Origin of the sequence: Shouchella patagoniensis, from assembly GCF_002019705.1 — a bacterium.
GTDB classification, from domain to species: Bacteria; Bacillota; Bacilli; order Bacillales; family Bacillaceae_D; genus Shouchella; species Shouchella patagoniensis.
The window spans coordinates 3,224,103-3,237,329 of sequence record NZ_KV917377.1; the positions used below are offsets into that span (position 1 = coordinate 3,224,103).

The 13,227-nt window shown below is 43.2% G+C and carries 13 protein-coding genes; 10 read left to right on the top strand and 3 right to left on the bottom strand.

All coding sequences use genetic code 11. The features are described from left to right. The first annotated feature begins 13 nt into the window (after positions 1 to 13). Genes BK584_RS16900 through BK584_RS16930 form a run of 7 tightly spaced genes read left to right on the top strand, consistent with a single transcriptional unit; the run spans position 14 to position 7,042 of the window. Positions 14 to 841 (top strand): ABC transporter permease, encoded by an 828-nt coding sequence (locus BK584_RS16900; RefSeq protein ID WP_078393662.1) that lies wholly within the window; start codon positions 14 to 16, stop codon positions 839 to 841. A gap of 1 nt (position 842) precedes the next feature. Beyond that, a complete protein-coding gene (locus BK584_RS16905; RefSeq protein ID WP_078393663.1) occupies positions 843 to 1,625 on the top strand; it encodes an ABC transporter ATP-binding protein in 783 nt (260 codons plus the stop codon). Between the two features lie 23 nt (positions 1,626 to 1,648). Beyond that, entirely contained in the window at positions 1,649 to 2,701 is a 1,053-nt protein-coding gene (locus BK584_RS16910; protein WP_139365691.1) for an ABC transporter substrate-binding protein, read from the top strand. Then, positions 2,694 to 3,335: a cysteine hydrolase family protein gene (locus tag BK584_RS16915; protein WP_078393664.1), complete on the top strand. Its 642-nt coding sequence runs from the start codon at positions 2,694 to 2,696 to the stop codon at positions 3,333 to 3,335. Before BK584_RS16910 ends, BK584_RS16915 begins: the two co-directional genes overlap by 8 nt. Before the next feature lie 15 nt (positions 3,336 to 3,350). After that, a complete protein-coding gene (locus BK584_RS16920) occupies positions 3,351 to 4,964 on the top strand; it encodes a PucR family transcriptional regulator (protein WP_078393665.1) in 1,614 nt (537 codons plus the stop codon). A 15-nt stretch (positions 4,965 to 4,979) separates the two neighbouring features. Next, complete coding sequence (locus BK584_RS16925; RefSeq protein ID WP_078393666.1) at positions 4,980 to 6,155, top strand: amidase; 1,176 nt, start codon at positions 4,980 to 4,982, stop codon at positions 6,153 to 6,155. Beyond that, the gene (locus tag BK584_RS16930; protein ID WP_078393667.1) at positions 6,152 to 7,042 is read left to right on the top strand and encodes a fumarylacetoacetate hydrolase family protein; all 891 of its coding nucleotides are present in this window, start codon (positions 6,152 to 6,154) and stop codon (positions 7,040 to 7,042) included. Before BK584_RS16925 ends, BK584_RS16930 begins: the two co-directional genes overlap by 4 nt. Before the next feature lie 616 nt (positions 7,043 to 7,658). Here the strand turns inward: BK584_RS16930 and BK584_RS16935 are convergent. The 3 genes from BK584_RS16935 to BK584_RS16945 form a co-directional block, all read right to left on the bottom strand. Beyond that, positions 7,659 to 8,546 (bottom strand): fumarylacetoacetate hydrolase family protein, encoded by an 888-nt coding sequence (locus BK584_RS16935; RefSeq protein ID WP_078393668.1) that lies wholly within the window; start codon positions 8,544 to 8,546, stop codon positions 7,659 to 7,661. A 14-nt stretch (positions 8,547 to 8,560) separates the two neighbouring features. Then, positions 8,561 to 9,319 carry an SDR family NAD(P)-dependent oxidoreductase gene (locus BK584_RS16940; RefSeq protein ID WP_078393669.1) on the bottom strand — a complete coding sequence of 253 codons (759 nt, stop codon included), beginning with the start codon at positions 9,317 to 9,319 and terminating at the stop codon, positions 8,561 to 8,563. 100 nt (positions 9,320 to 9,419) lie between these two features. After that, positions 9,420 to 10,283, bottom strand: a complete 864-nt coding sequence (locus BK584_RS16945; protein ID WP_078393670.1) for a helix-turn-helix domain-containing protein — start codon at positions 10,281 to 10,283, stop codon at positions 9,420 to 9,422. Positions 10,284 to 10,441: 158 nt separating this feature from the next. On the opposite strand from BK584_RS16945, the gene BK584_RS16950 reads away from it, so the two are divergent. Genes BK584_RS16950 through BK584_RS16960 form a run of 3 tightly spaced genes read left to right on the top strand, consistent with a single transcriptional unit; the run spans position 10,442 to position 13,226 of the window. Next, complete coding sequence (locus tag BK584_RS16950) at positions 10,442 to 11,452, top strand: C4-dicarboxylate TRAP transporter substrate-binding protein (protein WP_078393671.1); 1,011 nt, start codon at positions 10,442 to 10,444, stop codon at positions 11,450 to 11,452. After that, the gene (locus BK584_RS16955; protein ID WP_078393672.1) at positions 11,449 to 11,946 is read left to right on the top strand and encodes a TRAP transporter small permease; all 498 of its coding nucleotides are present in this window, start codon (positions 11,449 to 11,451) and stop codon (positions 11,944 to 11,946) included. The genes BK584_RS16950 and BK584_RS16955 overlap by 4 nt, the downstream gene beginning before the upstream one ends. Continuing rightward, positions 11,943 to 13,226, top strand: coding sequence for a TRAP transporter large permease (locus tag BK584_RS16960; RefSeq protein ID WP_078393673.1), 1,284 nt, complete (start codon positions 11,943 to 11,945; stop codon positions 13,224 to 13,226). The genes BK584_RS16955 and BK584_RS16960 overlap by 4 nt, the downstream gene beginning before the upstream one ends. Position 13,227 lies beyond the last annotated feature (1 nt).

The following is a 13,227-nucleotide window of genomic DNA, read 5'->3' on the forward strand; positions in this document are numbered from 1 at the left end:
AGGCGGGATCAAGATGCAATCAAAGAGCGAGACGACCACGCTTAATCAAACAGGCCAAAAACCAATGAAAAAAAAGCACCTTCCCCAGTCATTATGGGCTGTCCTAACATTGATCAGCTTTTTCCTTCTCTGGCATGCGGCGACTGTTTTGTTTGGGATACCACGGTATCTGTTGCCATCTCCAGCGGAAATCTTTTTAAGGATGGTGACAGACTTCAATGTTCTCCTGTCTCATTCCCTGACAACCATCACAGAAGTGGCACTTGGATTTGCCCTTAGCTTGTTTATTGGCATTCCTCTTGCAATATCGATTATCTATTCAAGGTACTTAGCAAATTCACTTTATCCAATCCTTATTGGTATCCAATGCATTCCGATGGTATCGATTGCACCAATTCTAGTCATCTGGTTTGGATATGGATTAACCACAAAAGTGTTGCTTGCTTGTCTTATTTCGTTTTTTCCAATTGTCATCAATGCGGTTGTCGGTTTTCGTTCATTGGATAAGGATATGCATGACCTCGGTCGTTCGATCGGGATTTCTGAATGGAAGAACTTCTTCTATTTGCGCTTACCCCATGCGCTCCCACATTTGTTTGGTGGGGTAAAAGTAGGTGTGACACTTGCTGTCGTTGGGGCGATTGTTGGCGAATTTGTTGCTTCCGAACAAGGGCTAGGTTATTTGCAGCTTACGGCAAATGCCCGTCTTGATACACCGCTCGTTTTTGCGACATTGTTTACGCTTGCGATTATTGGTATGTTGCTGTTTGCAACCGTCCATTTGACTGAGAAACTTGTAATGCCTTGGTATAACGCAAATAAAGCGCAAGGAGGTAAGTGAGATGTCAACTAAATTAGAACTTAATAACATAGGAAAAATCTTCACAACAAAAACAGGGGATGTCCAAGCGTTAAAAAATATCTATATGTCAATTGAGGCTGGCGAATTTATCTCGATTGTAGGACCAAGTGGATGTGGGAAAAGTACGATTATGCGCATCATTGCTGGCCTTGACCAACCTTCAAGCGGCGAAATTAAGCAGAATGAAGAGTCTTTATCAGCGATTACAAATGGGTTGGCGGTTGTCTTTCAAAAAGATGTGCTGCTTGCATGGCGTTCCGTACTAGAAAATGTTTTATTTCCCCTTGAGGTGAAATTTGGACGAAAGCACAAGCAAAAAAATAGGGTGAAAGCAATAGAGCTCTTAGAATCAGTTGGGTTGGAAGGGTTCTCTGATAAATATCCGCATGAGTTATCTGGCGGGATGAAGCAGCGTGTTTCCATTTGTCGGGCATTAATTCAAGATCCAAAATTATTATTAATGGATGAACCTTTTGGAGCCCTTGATGCCTTAACGAGGGAACAGATGATGTATGATTTGTTGAAGCTATCGGACAAGTTTGGTTTTACAACAGTGTTTATTACACACAGCATTGAAGAGGCTGTTTTTTTATCGGATAAAGTAGTAGTCATGTCGGGGCGCCCTGGGACAATCTTACGAGACATTTCCATGAAGCTAGTTCGACCGCGTACAAGCGAAACACGTTCAGAACTGGCGTTTCATAAACATGTAAAGGAAATACGAGCCATTTTTAAATCCCAAGGGATCTTAGCTGAAGCGTAACTTAATACAAAGGAGCTTAATTAATGTTAATGAGACATTTTAGATCATTTTACGTTGCTTTCTTTTCGCTCATAGCTTTGGCTGCGTGTAACACTGACTCAGGCGGAGATGACAATGCCCCTACTGTTGATGGAGCAACGGGCGAGATTGGTGAACCAGAAGTGGAAGATGTGACACTCCGGCTCAATTGGCGGTTTAAAGGTGAATTTGTCCCTTTTTTCATTGCGCAAGAAAAAGGATTTTTTGCCGATTATGGACTTAATGTCGAGGTACTTGAAGGGAATGGTTCAACAAACACGATGCAAACGGTCGCCCAAGGGCAAGATGATTTTGGGATCACATCAACCGTCGAACCAACTCAAGGCGTTGGAGAAGGAATGCCCATCACAATGGTTGCTTCTTATATGAACCGCTCGCCGATTATGATTGCGTCCCACTCAGATACTCCAGTCGAAGAGCCAAAGGATTTAGAAGGAAAATCGATTGCTATGGCGATTGCTTCTACATTTACAAATGTGTTTCCTCATTTTTTAGAGACAAATGGGGTGGATGGTTCTTTCGTTGAATCAGTCCAGGTTGAAGCATCGGCTCGGAATGGCTTGTTTTTAAATGAAGAAGTGGATGCGGTAGCGATTTTTTCTACAAATGAATACCCCATTTTTGAGAAGGAATTAGGGGTGGAATTGACTCCCCTTTACTTAGCAGATTATGGGTTTGATTTGGCTGGATTAACTGTAATAGGAAATGACCGCTTTTTAAACGAGAACCCAAACACAACTGCCCGTTTTCTTGCCGCTATTGATGAAGCGTTTGAATACACACTTGCAAACAAAGAAGAAGCCGTGGAGCTTTCCGCGAAATTATTTCCGGATGCGGTTGATAAAGAAGTAACGCTTATGCAGCTAGGGCTGCTTGAAGAGATCACATTGTTTGATGGTGTTCCTTATGGGTGGATGACGGAGGAAAACATTGAAGACACACTCGATATTCTAGAAGTTAGTGATTTAATCGGGGAACAGCATGAACTGGATACCTATTTCACGAATGCATTTTTAGAGGGGGCTGCTCATGAGTGAGTCTTATAAAGTGCATTCCCTTGTTACAGAGAAAAAGTCAGCCTTGCTTGTCGTTGATATGCAAAATGATTTCGTTCATGGAGACGGTATGTTTGCCCATGATGGCTACGATGTTTCGAATTACCAACGGTTAGAGCCAACAATTTACGGCATGATTGAAACGGCAAGGGAGCACGGCATACCGGTTGTGTTTGTATCAATGGCCCATAACGAAAGCAATGATGGAAGCGGAGCATGGCGCAAACGGCGACTAGCGAAGGGCCACCCCAATAGTTGCCGAGAAGGTACTTGGGGAGCACAGCAGTATGGACGCTTGAGCCCTCTCTCTCATGAAGCGCTCATAAAAAAACATCGCTACAGTGGTTTTATTGGCACCGATTTGGATGGGAGGTTAAAGCAATTGCAAATCGAAACCTTGGTCCTAGTTGGAATCAACACAAACACGTGTATAGAATCAACAGCGCGGGATGCGCACCAGCTTGATTATCACGTTGTGCTTGTCAATGAAGCAACAACGGCTGCATATGAAGATGCAATTACGCCTTCGCTTACCAATATAGAGCGCCATTTTGGTATCGTTGTTGAGCATAATGAATGGCAAGCCGCGATCACAGGACAAACACAAGTCAGTTAAAGGGGAGGGGGTGCCATGGATCATTTTAATAAACGCGGACTTACCGTTAAACGATTGCTCGAACTCGACCCGTTAACCGGCGCCGTCTTAGTAGCTGGTGAGTCGCGGAAGGAAAATGTTGTTTCCCGAGTCAATATTATGGGTTCTCCGGAGATCGTCAATTTTGTCAGACCACAAGAGTTCATTATGACAACAGGATATCTGTTTCAAGACCGGAAAGAGCAGTTTGGCGAACTGATTGAGGCGCTTGATAGGCGAGGCGTCTCTGGGATTGGTATTAAAGTCCAACGCTTTATTGAATCGATTCCGGATAGCTTGCTTGAAAAAGCGAGAGAACTCCATTTCCCCGTCGTAGAGATTCGTCCTCACACCATTTTTTCTGATGTGATCAGGGTGGCAATGGAAGAAGTGTTTTATCAGGAATCCGAACATTTAATTACACTTTATAATCGGGTCCAGCAGTTTATGAATGTGCTCGGAAAAGGAAAACCGCTTCAAGATGTGGTCTATCAACTCGAACAGATTATTGGCAATCCAATTTTGCTGCAAGATTTGGAGGGGACAGTAACAGCACCTTTGCTCGAGGATGTGCTTGAAGCGGGGGAATTGTTTGAAGCGAAAAATGGATTAGAATCAAAAGCGGGTACCGGCGTCAGTATGATTGCAATGCGGTCTGAACAATTTCGCTGTTACTCGATTCCACTCGCAGTAGAAGGGTTCGTTGATTATGTGCCTTTTATTGCGTGTGTCGAGACGAATTATGAGCTAACAGAAGTGGACTGTTTGACCCTCGATAAAATGAGCGCCATGCTCGGAATTGAGCTGACAAACGACCTTGCTCGAAAAAAGATTGAGAAGAAATATTTAAACCAGTTTGTAAAGGACTTACTCATTGGCGACATTGTATCAAAAAGCGACATCAATATTCGAGCAAGTTCTTTCGATTTGGATTTTGAACAGAAATGGTTCCGTGTCGTCCTCCTCGATGTGGATTCAGATGTGTTTTTTAATCATACGGAGTTCTCGTACTTATTAAAGTCGATTGAAAGGGCGACAAAAGGCCAGTTGCTTGGGACGAGCCTTGATGAATCTCTTGCTTTTTTGATCGTTGAAGATTCAAAAGAACGGGCGGAGCAAGCGGCGCAAACAATAAAAAAAGAAGTCGCTCGCCAAGTGAAGCGATTTGGTTTGGAAATCGATTTTATGCTTTATGCAGGTCAAGCTGTTCAGGCTATTAGTGATATATCAAAAAGCTATCAAAAATCGCGTCAAGTGAAACAGATTTCAAGTCGTTTCAGGATAGACAACCATATGCTCTCGTTCGAAAACCTCCATTTATACCGATTGCTCTATTTTTTGCCACAACATAGCGGGGTAGACGACTACGTCCAAGACGTGCTCGGATCACTAGAAGCAGACGGAAAAAAAGGGGCAGTCTATATCGAAACGCTGGAAACGTATTTCCAAGCCAATAAAAACATACGTGCCACAGCAGAGCAGCTTTATACCCATTACAATACGATTGTGTATCGACTAGACAAGATCGCATCCTTGTTGAAGATCGACTTGGATCATCCAGACAGTAGTCTTGAATTGCAAGTTGCACTAAAACTAAGGCATATTCGATGAATAAGGAGGCAGACTATGAGCCAGTCACGTGCGTTTATAACCGAAGGATGGAAGGTTCAAGAAACGAATGAAGGTTGCTTAAATGAGCTTTCGTTTGCGGTGAAAGATGTGTTTGCCATAAAAGGACATACGGCAAGTGCAGGGAATCCAGATTGGCTAGCGACTCACGATCCAGCTACAAACTATGCCACGGCGATCAAACGATTGTTAAAGAGGGGCGCTACACTTGTTGGAACGACGGTGACTGATGAACTCATGTTTAGTTTAAACGGAGAAAATGTGCACTATGGAACACCGGAAAACCCAAATGCGGTCGGAAGGATCCCAGGTGGTTCATCAAGTGGCTCCGCTGCCGCAGTTGCCGCGGGTGTTGTTGATTTCGCCATTGGCACGGATACAGCAGGATCGATCCGCATCCCGGCCAGTTACTGCGGTGTGTATGGATTCCGTCCAACTCATGGTGCTGTATCAACAGAAGGGGTTATTCCTCTTGCTGCTCGTTTTGATACAGTCGGCTGGATGGCGCGGTCGGCCTCTGTTCTCAAAAAAGTGGGTGAAGCGTTATTTGAAAAAGACCAAACACAGGCTAGGTTTAAGACGATCTATGTGCCAGAAGATGCTCTTGCCCTCGTATCAGAAGAGGTAGCAGCTAGGTTTGAGCGTGAACTTCAAGCGGTCTCAGGAAGTTTGAACATTGAATACATGAAGCTAAGTGAGGATGGCCTTGCAACATTTATGAACACGTTTCGTGGTTTGCAAGGTTATCAAATTTGGCAAACTCATAAAGACTGGATCATAGACGTGCAGCCAACCTTTGCACCTGATATTGCCGCGCGCTTTAATTGGACGAGTACCATTCCGGCAGAAGGGCAGGAAAAAGCGGTACGTCAAAAAAAAGTGCTAAGAAAGCAAGTTGAAATGCTCCTTGGCAAGCACGGGCTACTCGCATTCCCCACATCGCCGAATGTTGCGCCACTTCTTAACACGGGTCCAGAGAAATTAGAAAACCATCGCACAAACACATTTAAACTGACGGCGATAAGCGGGTTGTCGGAAATGCCGCAAGCAACAATGCCCCTGTTAGAAGTTGAAGGGTTACCGGTTGGGTTCTCTCTCTTGGCCGGCAGAAACATGGATGCTCAGCTTTTGTCATACATCAATGAATTAGAGACAGCGGGGGTAGCTAAATGAAACTCGGAACAGTAAAACAAAACAACGAGGAAATTGCTGCGATCTTAGCAGGGAACAAGCTAATCCCATTAAGAGAATTCAATGAACAGTTTGACTACAAATGGGAAGAGACGGTTTTTGACTTACTTCAAAGCGGAAAATTTGAACAACTAAAGACCTGGTATGATGACGAAGGGAAAGAGTTATTAGTAAAAGAGGCAGGTGTGGCAGGAGAAGCTGAGCTCGCACCGCTTTACCGCAACCCAAGGAAAATCTGGGGAATCGGTCTTAACTATACGAATAGCAAAGAGGAGAAAGCGGAGGCACCATACACTGATCCGGTAAGCTTTATGAAGCCAGACACGAGTTTAATCGGAGAAGGGGATCAGATCAACATTCCACAAGGTTCAACTCAAACTACGGCAGAAGCAGAGCTGGCCATTATTATTGGCAAAACATGTGATCATGTGGAAGAATCAGAAGCAATGAATTATGTCGCCGGGTTTACGACTGCTCTTGATATGACTGAGGCCTCGATTCACGAAGCGAATTTGCGTTATTTAACGCGGGCAAAGAGTTTTAATACATTCTTTAGTTTTGGTTCCTATCTGTTTACGCCTGACGAATTTACCTCTCTTGAAAAAATAACGGTCTCAACGTACCAAAATGGCAAAATGAAACATACAAACTGCATTGAAAATATGCGTTACTCTTTGCCTTACATCGTCTCCTTCCACTCAAAGGTCATGACACTTTTGCCTGGTGACGTTCTTTTAACAGGTACGCCGGGAGCGGTCGTTATTCACAAAGGTGACAAGGTGGAATGTATGATTAGCGGAATGCCTAGGCTTGCGAACGAAGTAGCGGATGTGGTTTCACGATGTGACACACCTAGTTCATCTCGTTAGATCTTTAGGGTTTTGGCGGCGAAGTTCAAGTTGAGATTGAGGAATAATCATAGAGTTAGATGCATATAGTCACACTTGTTTGGCGAAATCTCTGCGGTCAGTTAAAATGGGCATCCTGACTATAACCGCTCGCTTGTCTCTCTGCATCATAAGAGAGACAAGCGGCTCCAACTATTCCTATTCTTCCATGCCAACAATTGAGCTGCGTTTGTAATCGGCAATCCATTCGCTCGAGGTTTTCCGCTCAAGTCTTCTATCCGAAAAAGACAACGAAAGCGCTACCTCATTTTGCGTGATCCGCAAATCGTGATGATTGAAACAAAGAGCGCTCATGAATCACACAACGATTGGGTCCTTTTAGATGAAGCGCTTTTATTAGGACGGGAGAATACTTAGGTGTGGAAACCAAGCTCACATAAAATACATAGTGGACCCATACCCAAAAACAAGTGTATTAAATAGAAATATGTGATCGACGGTAGTGTTAATCGAATGCTGTATTGAAATCTGAAACAAGTCTTCATTTCTAAACATGAATATGTGCGACAGTAAAAAAGGAAAAACGCTGTAGAATTTTTAAACTGCAGCGCTTTTTCTTTTATTTAAAAATAAATGGTTATTCTTTTACAAATCGATTCGTCAAGGTCCCTAATTTTTCGATGCTAACGGAAACGGTATCACCTGGTTTTAAATAGATACGCTCTTGTTCTGGCAAACCCATTACGACGCCTTCTGGTGTTCCAGTAAGGATAATGTCCCCTGGTTTTAACGTAAAGTGTTTAGAAATGTAGCTAATGATTTCTTTGCAGTTAAAGATCATATCGGATGTATTTGAGTGCTGTCTAGTTTCGTTGTTAACCGTTGTTTGAAGTGACAGTTTCTGAGGATCCCCAACTTCATCTGCTGTGACAAGGTATGGACCGATAGGACTGAAATCATCACATGTTTTGCCAAGCAACCATTGAGGCGTCCGCATTTGCAAGTCTCGGGCAGAAAGGTCATTCGCAATCGTATAGCCGAGGACGTATTCGAGCGCTTTTTCCTCAGATACATTTTTGGCTGTTTTTCCAATGACAATCGCTAGCTCGACTTCATAATCAAGTTCATTTGTCACACTAGGTACAGCAATGTCATGATCGTGGCCAGTTAGCGTATTGTTGAACTTATTAAACAGAATCGGGACTTCTGGATACGGTGAGTTGGTTTCATCCGCGTGTTTCCGGTAATTGAGGCCAACACAGATGATCTTTTCTGGATTTGTCACAGCGGGTCCAAATTGACAGTCTAATTCATTTCGGATATAGAGACCGTTTGTTTCGAGAGTTTGGACATATGCTCCTAGCTGGTTGGCGGCTTGTTCACCGCCAGCGATCAACTCAGTGATCGTTGTCGGGATGTTCGCAGCAGGCCGTACTGTTAAGGCATGATTGATATCAATGACTTGGCCATTTTGTTTAACACCAAGCGTTTCGTTCCCTTGATTGAGTAGCGTACATAGTTTCATTGTTTTTTCTCTCCTTATGCATTTTTTCCAAAGACAACGCCGCCGTCGATGTAAAGTGGGGAACCCATCATAAACCGTGACTCTTCTGAGGCAAGAAAAAGGGCTGCATTTGCAACGTCTTCAGCTGTTCCTAACTCACCAGATAACTGGCGGTTTTTAATTTTTGCAATTGCCTCGTGTGGATTTGGTGATTTTGATAAGTAATCTTCAACAAAAGGCGTCATAATGGTGCCAGGAAGGAGGGCATTTACACGAATGTTATCGCTGGCATAATCCACTTGCATCGACTTTGTTAAAGCTAATACAGCCCCTTTAGTTGTGGCATAAGACGCCCGGTCAGCAAGACCGATCTCTGCGATGCAAGACGACATATTAATAATGGTACCTGATTTTGCCTTAATCATATAAGGCAATACAGCTTTGCTAGATAGAAAAACGCCTTTAATGTTCACTGCAATAACCCGATCCCAGTCTTGCTCGTTTAGTTCATGCAAGCGACCAACACCGCTCACTCCGGCATTATTAAACAAAATGTCAACTCGACCGAATTGTTCGATTACTTGAGAGGCCATTGCCTGAACGGAAGTTTCTTTTGTTGTATCAACTTGGATGAATGTAGCGTTAGCAATTTCACTTGCGGCTTCTTTACCCTTTTCTGCATCAATGTCAGCAATAATAACGGCTGCTCCTTCCGTAGAAAAACGAGCAGCTGTTGCTTTACCGATGCCTGATCCAGCGCCGGTAATAATCGCTGTTTTGTGTAACAAACGCATAAACAAGGACTCCTTTCCTTTTTGTTGATATGTCGTATTGTTCCAAAGTGTAGCACAGCAGGTTTGTATTGATAATTGCTAGATTTAGCGAAAAGGTAGCTTATTTTAAGGTGCGTTTCCGATAGCTGGAAGGAGTCATGCCTGTGATTGAACGAAAAGTTCGGAAAAAATGAGGCATACTGCTGTAACCACACTCTTCGGCAATGGTTTGGATGCTTTCATCTGTACTAATTAGCCATTCTTTTGCTCGCACCATACGTTTGGATTTAACAAACTCACTGTAAGTTAAGCCGACGGCGGTTTTAAATGTTTTGCTGAAATAAGAAGGATGAACCGATGATCTTCTCGCTAACATTGTTAAATCTAAGTCCTCTTTTAAATGGGTATCAATATAAGACAAGCTGTCTTTAATCCAAGCGGGAATATGTGGCGTCGATATTGTTAGGTCGTTTGGCGTCATGCAACTACGATTCATTAAAATGATGATGGTACGAATAATCAAAGCCGTCATCTCAGTTGAATAATGATCTGTTTGCATTGTTTCTCGCTTAAGTTGTTCAAATAGCGAGCAGACCTCTTGTTGTTTATCGGGAGCCATATGGTAACGGTACTGCTTGTTTTGCTTCGAAGCAAAGAATAAGGAGGAAAGTAGCTCCTGGTCTGAACTGAGCGTTGATGATAAGAGGGACGGGCAGAAAAACAACGCTGTTGTCGTTAACGTATCTCCTTTCTTCAAGATCGAACAATGGATAACATTACCAGGAATAATGACTGTATCTCCTTCTTTGACATCATAAAACATGTCATCGATAAAAAAAGTACAACTGCCTTGGTGAATAATAAAGAGTTCATGCCAATCATGTACATGATGAGGAAGTTCTTCGACGCTCGTTTTGGTTGTGTGCGGAACAAGGTGGAATGGGATCGTATGCGATTGATCCATCGGTTTTCGTATCGGGTCCATACTGCTTGCTCCCTTCTGTTAAGATCAAAAAAAGCAACTTTTACGCCAGAATTCGTTATTTATTGCTTTTCTATTTTCATGGTAGCATACAGATAAACATTTTTGAAAGCGCTTTCTATATTGGTGATAGACAAAAACGAAGGGAGGTTGACACAGGAATGAAACGAAGCTTTCTGATGTTAGTTGTATGTATATGCCTTTCTGGTTGTACACAAACAACTTCAGCCGTTATCGAAGAAGAGGTGCATACGGTCAATGTGGCATACGGTAACCAACCAGGTGAACCACTTGATCAACAGGCTAGAATGTGGCAGGAACTAGCTGGTGAAAGAAGTGATGGGCGTCTTCAATTAAATGTGTATCCGAGTTCCCAGCTTGGCGGGGAAAGCGACATGATTGAACTGGCGATGCGAGGCAACAATGTCATTGTGTTTACGGCTTACGACTTTCTGATGGATTACGTACCTGATTTTGGCATCTTAGCGGCACCTTATTTAGCAGATGATTTTGAGGATCTGCTTTATTTGCCAACAACCGATTGGTACAAAGGGCTTGAAGGTGAAATGAACGAGATGGGGCTAGCGCTTCTTGGCAAAAAAACGATTTATGGCGAACGACATCTTATGACGAAAGAAGAGGTACAGACACCTGATGACCTCCGCGGTATGAAAATCCGAGTACCAAATAACAACTTATATATTCGTGCATTTCAAGCTTTAGGAGCCTCACCGACGCCACTGCCGCTTGGTGACCTTTATGCTTCTTTGCAGCAAGGTGTCATCGACGGGGCGGAAAACCCGCTCCCCGTTTTACAAGGAACAAAAACAAATGAAGTGACCAACTATTTGACGCTCACAGGACATATGAAGGTGATGAGTGTGTGGATAACAGGAACTGGGATGATGGAGTCTTTACCAGATGATCTACAACAGATTCTCATTGAAACGAGCGAGGAAGCGGCTGAATATGCTCATCCCATTACAGAAAAAGAGTCAGAGGAGGCGCTAGAGGCGTTTGAAAAACAAGGGATGATTATTAATGAAATCGACCAAGAGTTATTCCGTGAAAAAGCGGCACCGTTTTTTGATTCGATGCCTACTTGGTCGCCAGGTTTATATGAAATGGTAGTAGACCTTATTGAAGAACGTCCGAAGGAGATAGGATCATGAGATACATCATGAAGGTTATGGATGAAGCCGATGATTGGCTGGCAGGGGGAGCTCTTGCTTGCATTATCGCTATCATTGGAGCGAATGTGTTTTGTCGATTTGTGTTGTCGCAACCGATTACATGGAGCGAAGAAGTAAGTCTCGCTTTGTTTGTTTGGTTGACGTTTATTGGAATTAGCGCAGTGATGAAGCGAAATGAACATGTTGGCATTGACTACTTTGTCCGCAAACTTCCAAAGCCGTTCTTTCTTTTTGTTCAACGGTTCCGGTTTCTTATGCTTGTTGTCGTGACGTTTGTTGTCTTTGTGTATTGGGGTGGGATTTTAGTCATTGACACTCATTGGAAAATAACGCCGGTGCTGGGGATTGATTTTAAATTTATCTATATTGCTATTCCGCTTGGAGGCGTTTTGGCGCTTTACCATTTAGTAAAGGCTGCTGTGAAACGGGACCGATCGTTTATCTATCAAGAGGAAGAGGGCGATAACCGGTGACAATCCTTCTCGTTGTTTTACTCATTCTTGTTTTAATCGTGTTGAATGTGCCGGTCGCTTACGCGTTGCTTGGCGGGTCGGCCATTTATTTTCTTACAAATTCCAGCTTCACGAATGAAACGTTGACACAGCGCATGATCAGTGGCGTCGAGTCGTTCCCCCTTCTAGGTATTGTGTTTTTTATTACGGCAGGCGTGCTGATGAACTATACGGGTATCACGAAACGTATACTCACTTTTGCAAAAATGGTGACTGGACATTTAACAGGCGGCTTGGCAAAAGTAAATGTCTTACTGAGCGTGCTTATGGGCGGGTTGTCAGGTTCAAACGTCGCCGATGCGGCGATGCAATCAAAAATCTTAGTACCGGAAATGGTGAAGAAGGGTTATGCGCCTGGCTTTGCCGCCGCCTTAACGGCAACGAGCTCAATAATCACACCGATTTTGCCGCCAGGGATTGCGTTGATTTTGTATGGCTATGTTGGAAATGTTTCAATTGGCGATTTGTTTATTGCTGGTATTATTCCAGGATTGATGCTTGCCGCTTTTCTTCTTGTTTACGTCCATTTTGCTGCGAAGAAGCGAGGCTTTGAGCAAGTCAAAGATCCAGTGCCAAAGTTCTCGGAAGTACTGTATGCCTCCAAAGATGCACTGCTTGCAATCATGCTTCCAATCGTGATTATTGGTGGAATTCGTTTAGGCGTGTTTGGACCGACAGAAGCTGGCGCAATCGCCGTTATCTATGCACTAATTATTGGTTTTTTAATCTATAGAGAAATGTCATTCAAAGATTTACTCAATGCGTTAAAGGAATCTATGCAAATCATTGCGACCGTGATGATTATTATTGCCGCGGGTACGGCCTTTGGTTGGATTTTAACACTTGAACAAATTCCGCAGGCGCTAACGTCTTCGATTACCGAAAGGATTGAACACCCGCTTCTCTTTTTGCTCATAATCTTAATTTTCTTGTTTGTAGTCGGCATGTTCATTGAAGGGAATGTGTTATTGATCATTTTAACGCCGATCTTTATGCCGATGCTTGGAACATATGGAATCGATCCGGTTCATTTCGGAATCTTTTTCATCCTTTGCTTGAGCATCGGTACGATTACGCCGCCAATCGGTACAATTATGTTCACAACCGCAGCAATTACGAAAGTGAAAATTGAAGTGTTTATTAAAGAAGTCATTCCATTTTGGGTTTTGCTTATTGTGTTAACGCTTGTCATTATCTTTATTCCAGCCTTATCGCTTTTGTTGCCAACGATCTTGTCATAAC

Excerpts from the sequence above, each read along its gene's own strand:
- BK584_RS16910 (WP_139365691.1), top strand. The coding sequence starts at position 1,649 with ATGTTAATGAGACATTTTAGATCATTTTACGTTGCTTTCTTTTCGCTC.
- BK584_RS16930 (WP_078393667.1), top strand. The coding sequence starts at position 6,152 with ATGAAACTCGGAACAGTAAAACAAAACAACGAGGAAATTGCTGCGATC.
- BK584_RS16925 (WP_078393666.1), top strand. The coding sequence starts at position 4,980 with ATGAGCCAGTCACGTGCGTTTATAACCGAAGGATGGAAGGTTCAAGAA.
- BK584_RS16900 (WP_078393662.1), top strand. The coding sequence starts at position 14 with ATGCAATCAAAGAGCGAGACGACCACGCTTAATCAAACAGGCCAAAAA.
- BK584_RS16935 (WP_078393668.1), bottom strand. The coding sequence starts at position 8,546 with ATGAAACTATGTACGCTACTCAATCAAGGGAACGAAACGCTTGGTGTT.
- BK584_RS16920 (WP_078393665.1), top strand. The coding sequence starts at position 3,351 with ATGGATCATTTTAATAAACGCGGACTTACCGTTAAACGATTGCTCGAA.
- BK584_RS16955 (WP_078393672.1), top strand. The coding sequence starts at position 11,449 with ATGAGATACATCATGAAGGTTATGGATGAAGCCGATGATTGGCTGGCA.
- BK584_RS16945 (WP_078393670.1), bottom strand. The coding sequence starts at position 10,283 with ATGGACCCGATACGAAAACCGATGGATCAATCGCATACGATCCCATTC.
- BK584_RS16915 (WP_078393664.1), top strand. The coding sequence starts at position 2,694 with ATGAGTGAGTCTTATAAAGTGCATTCCCTTGTTACAGAGAAAAAGTCA.
- BK584_RS16940 (WP_078393669.1), bottom strand. The coding sequence starts at position 9,319 with ATGCGTTTGTTACACAAAACAGCGATTATTACCGGCGCTGGATCAGGC.
- BK584_RS16905 (WP_078393663.1), top strand. The coding sequence starts at position 843 with ATGTCAACTAAATTAGAACTTAATAACATAGGAAAAATCTTCACAACA.
- BK584_RS16950 (WP_078393671.1), top strand. The coding sequence starts at position 10,442 with ATGAAACGAAGCTTTCTGATGTTAGTTGTATGTATATGCCTTTCTGGT.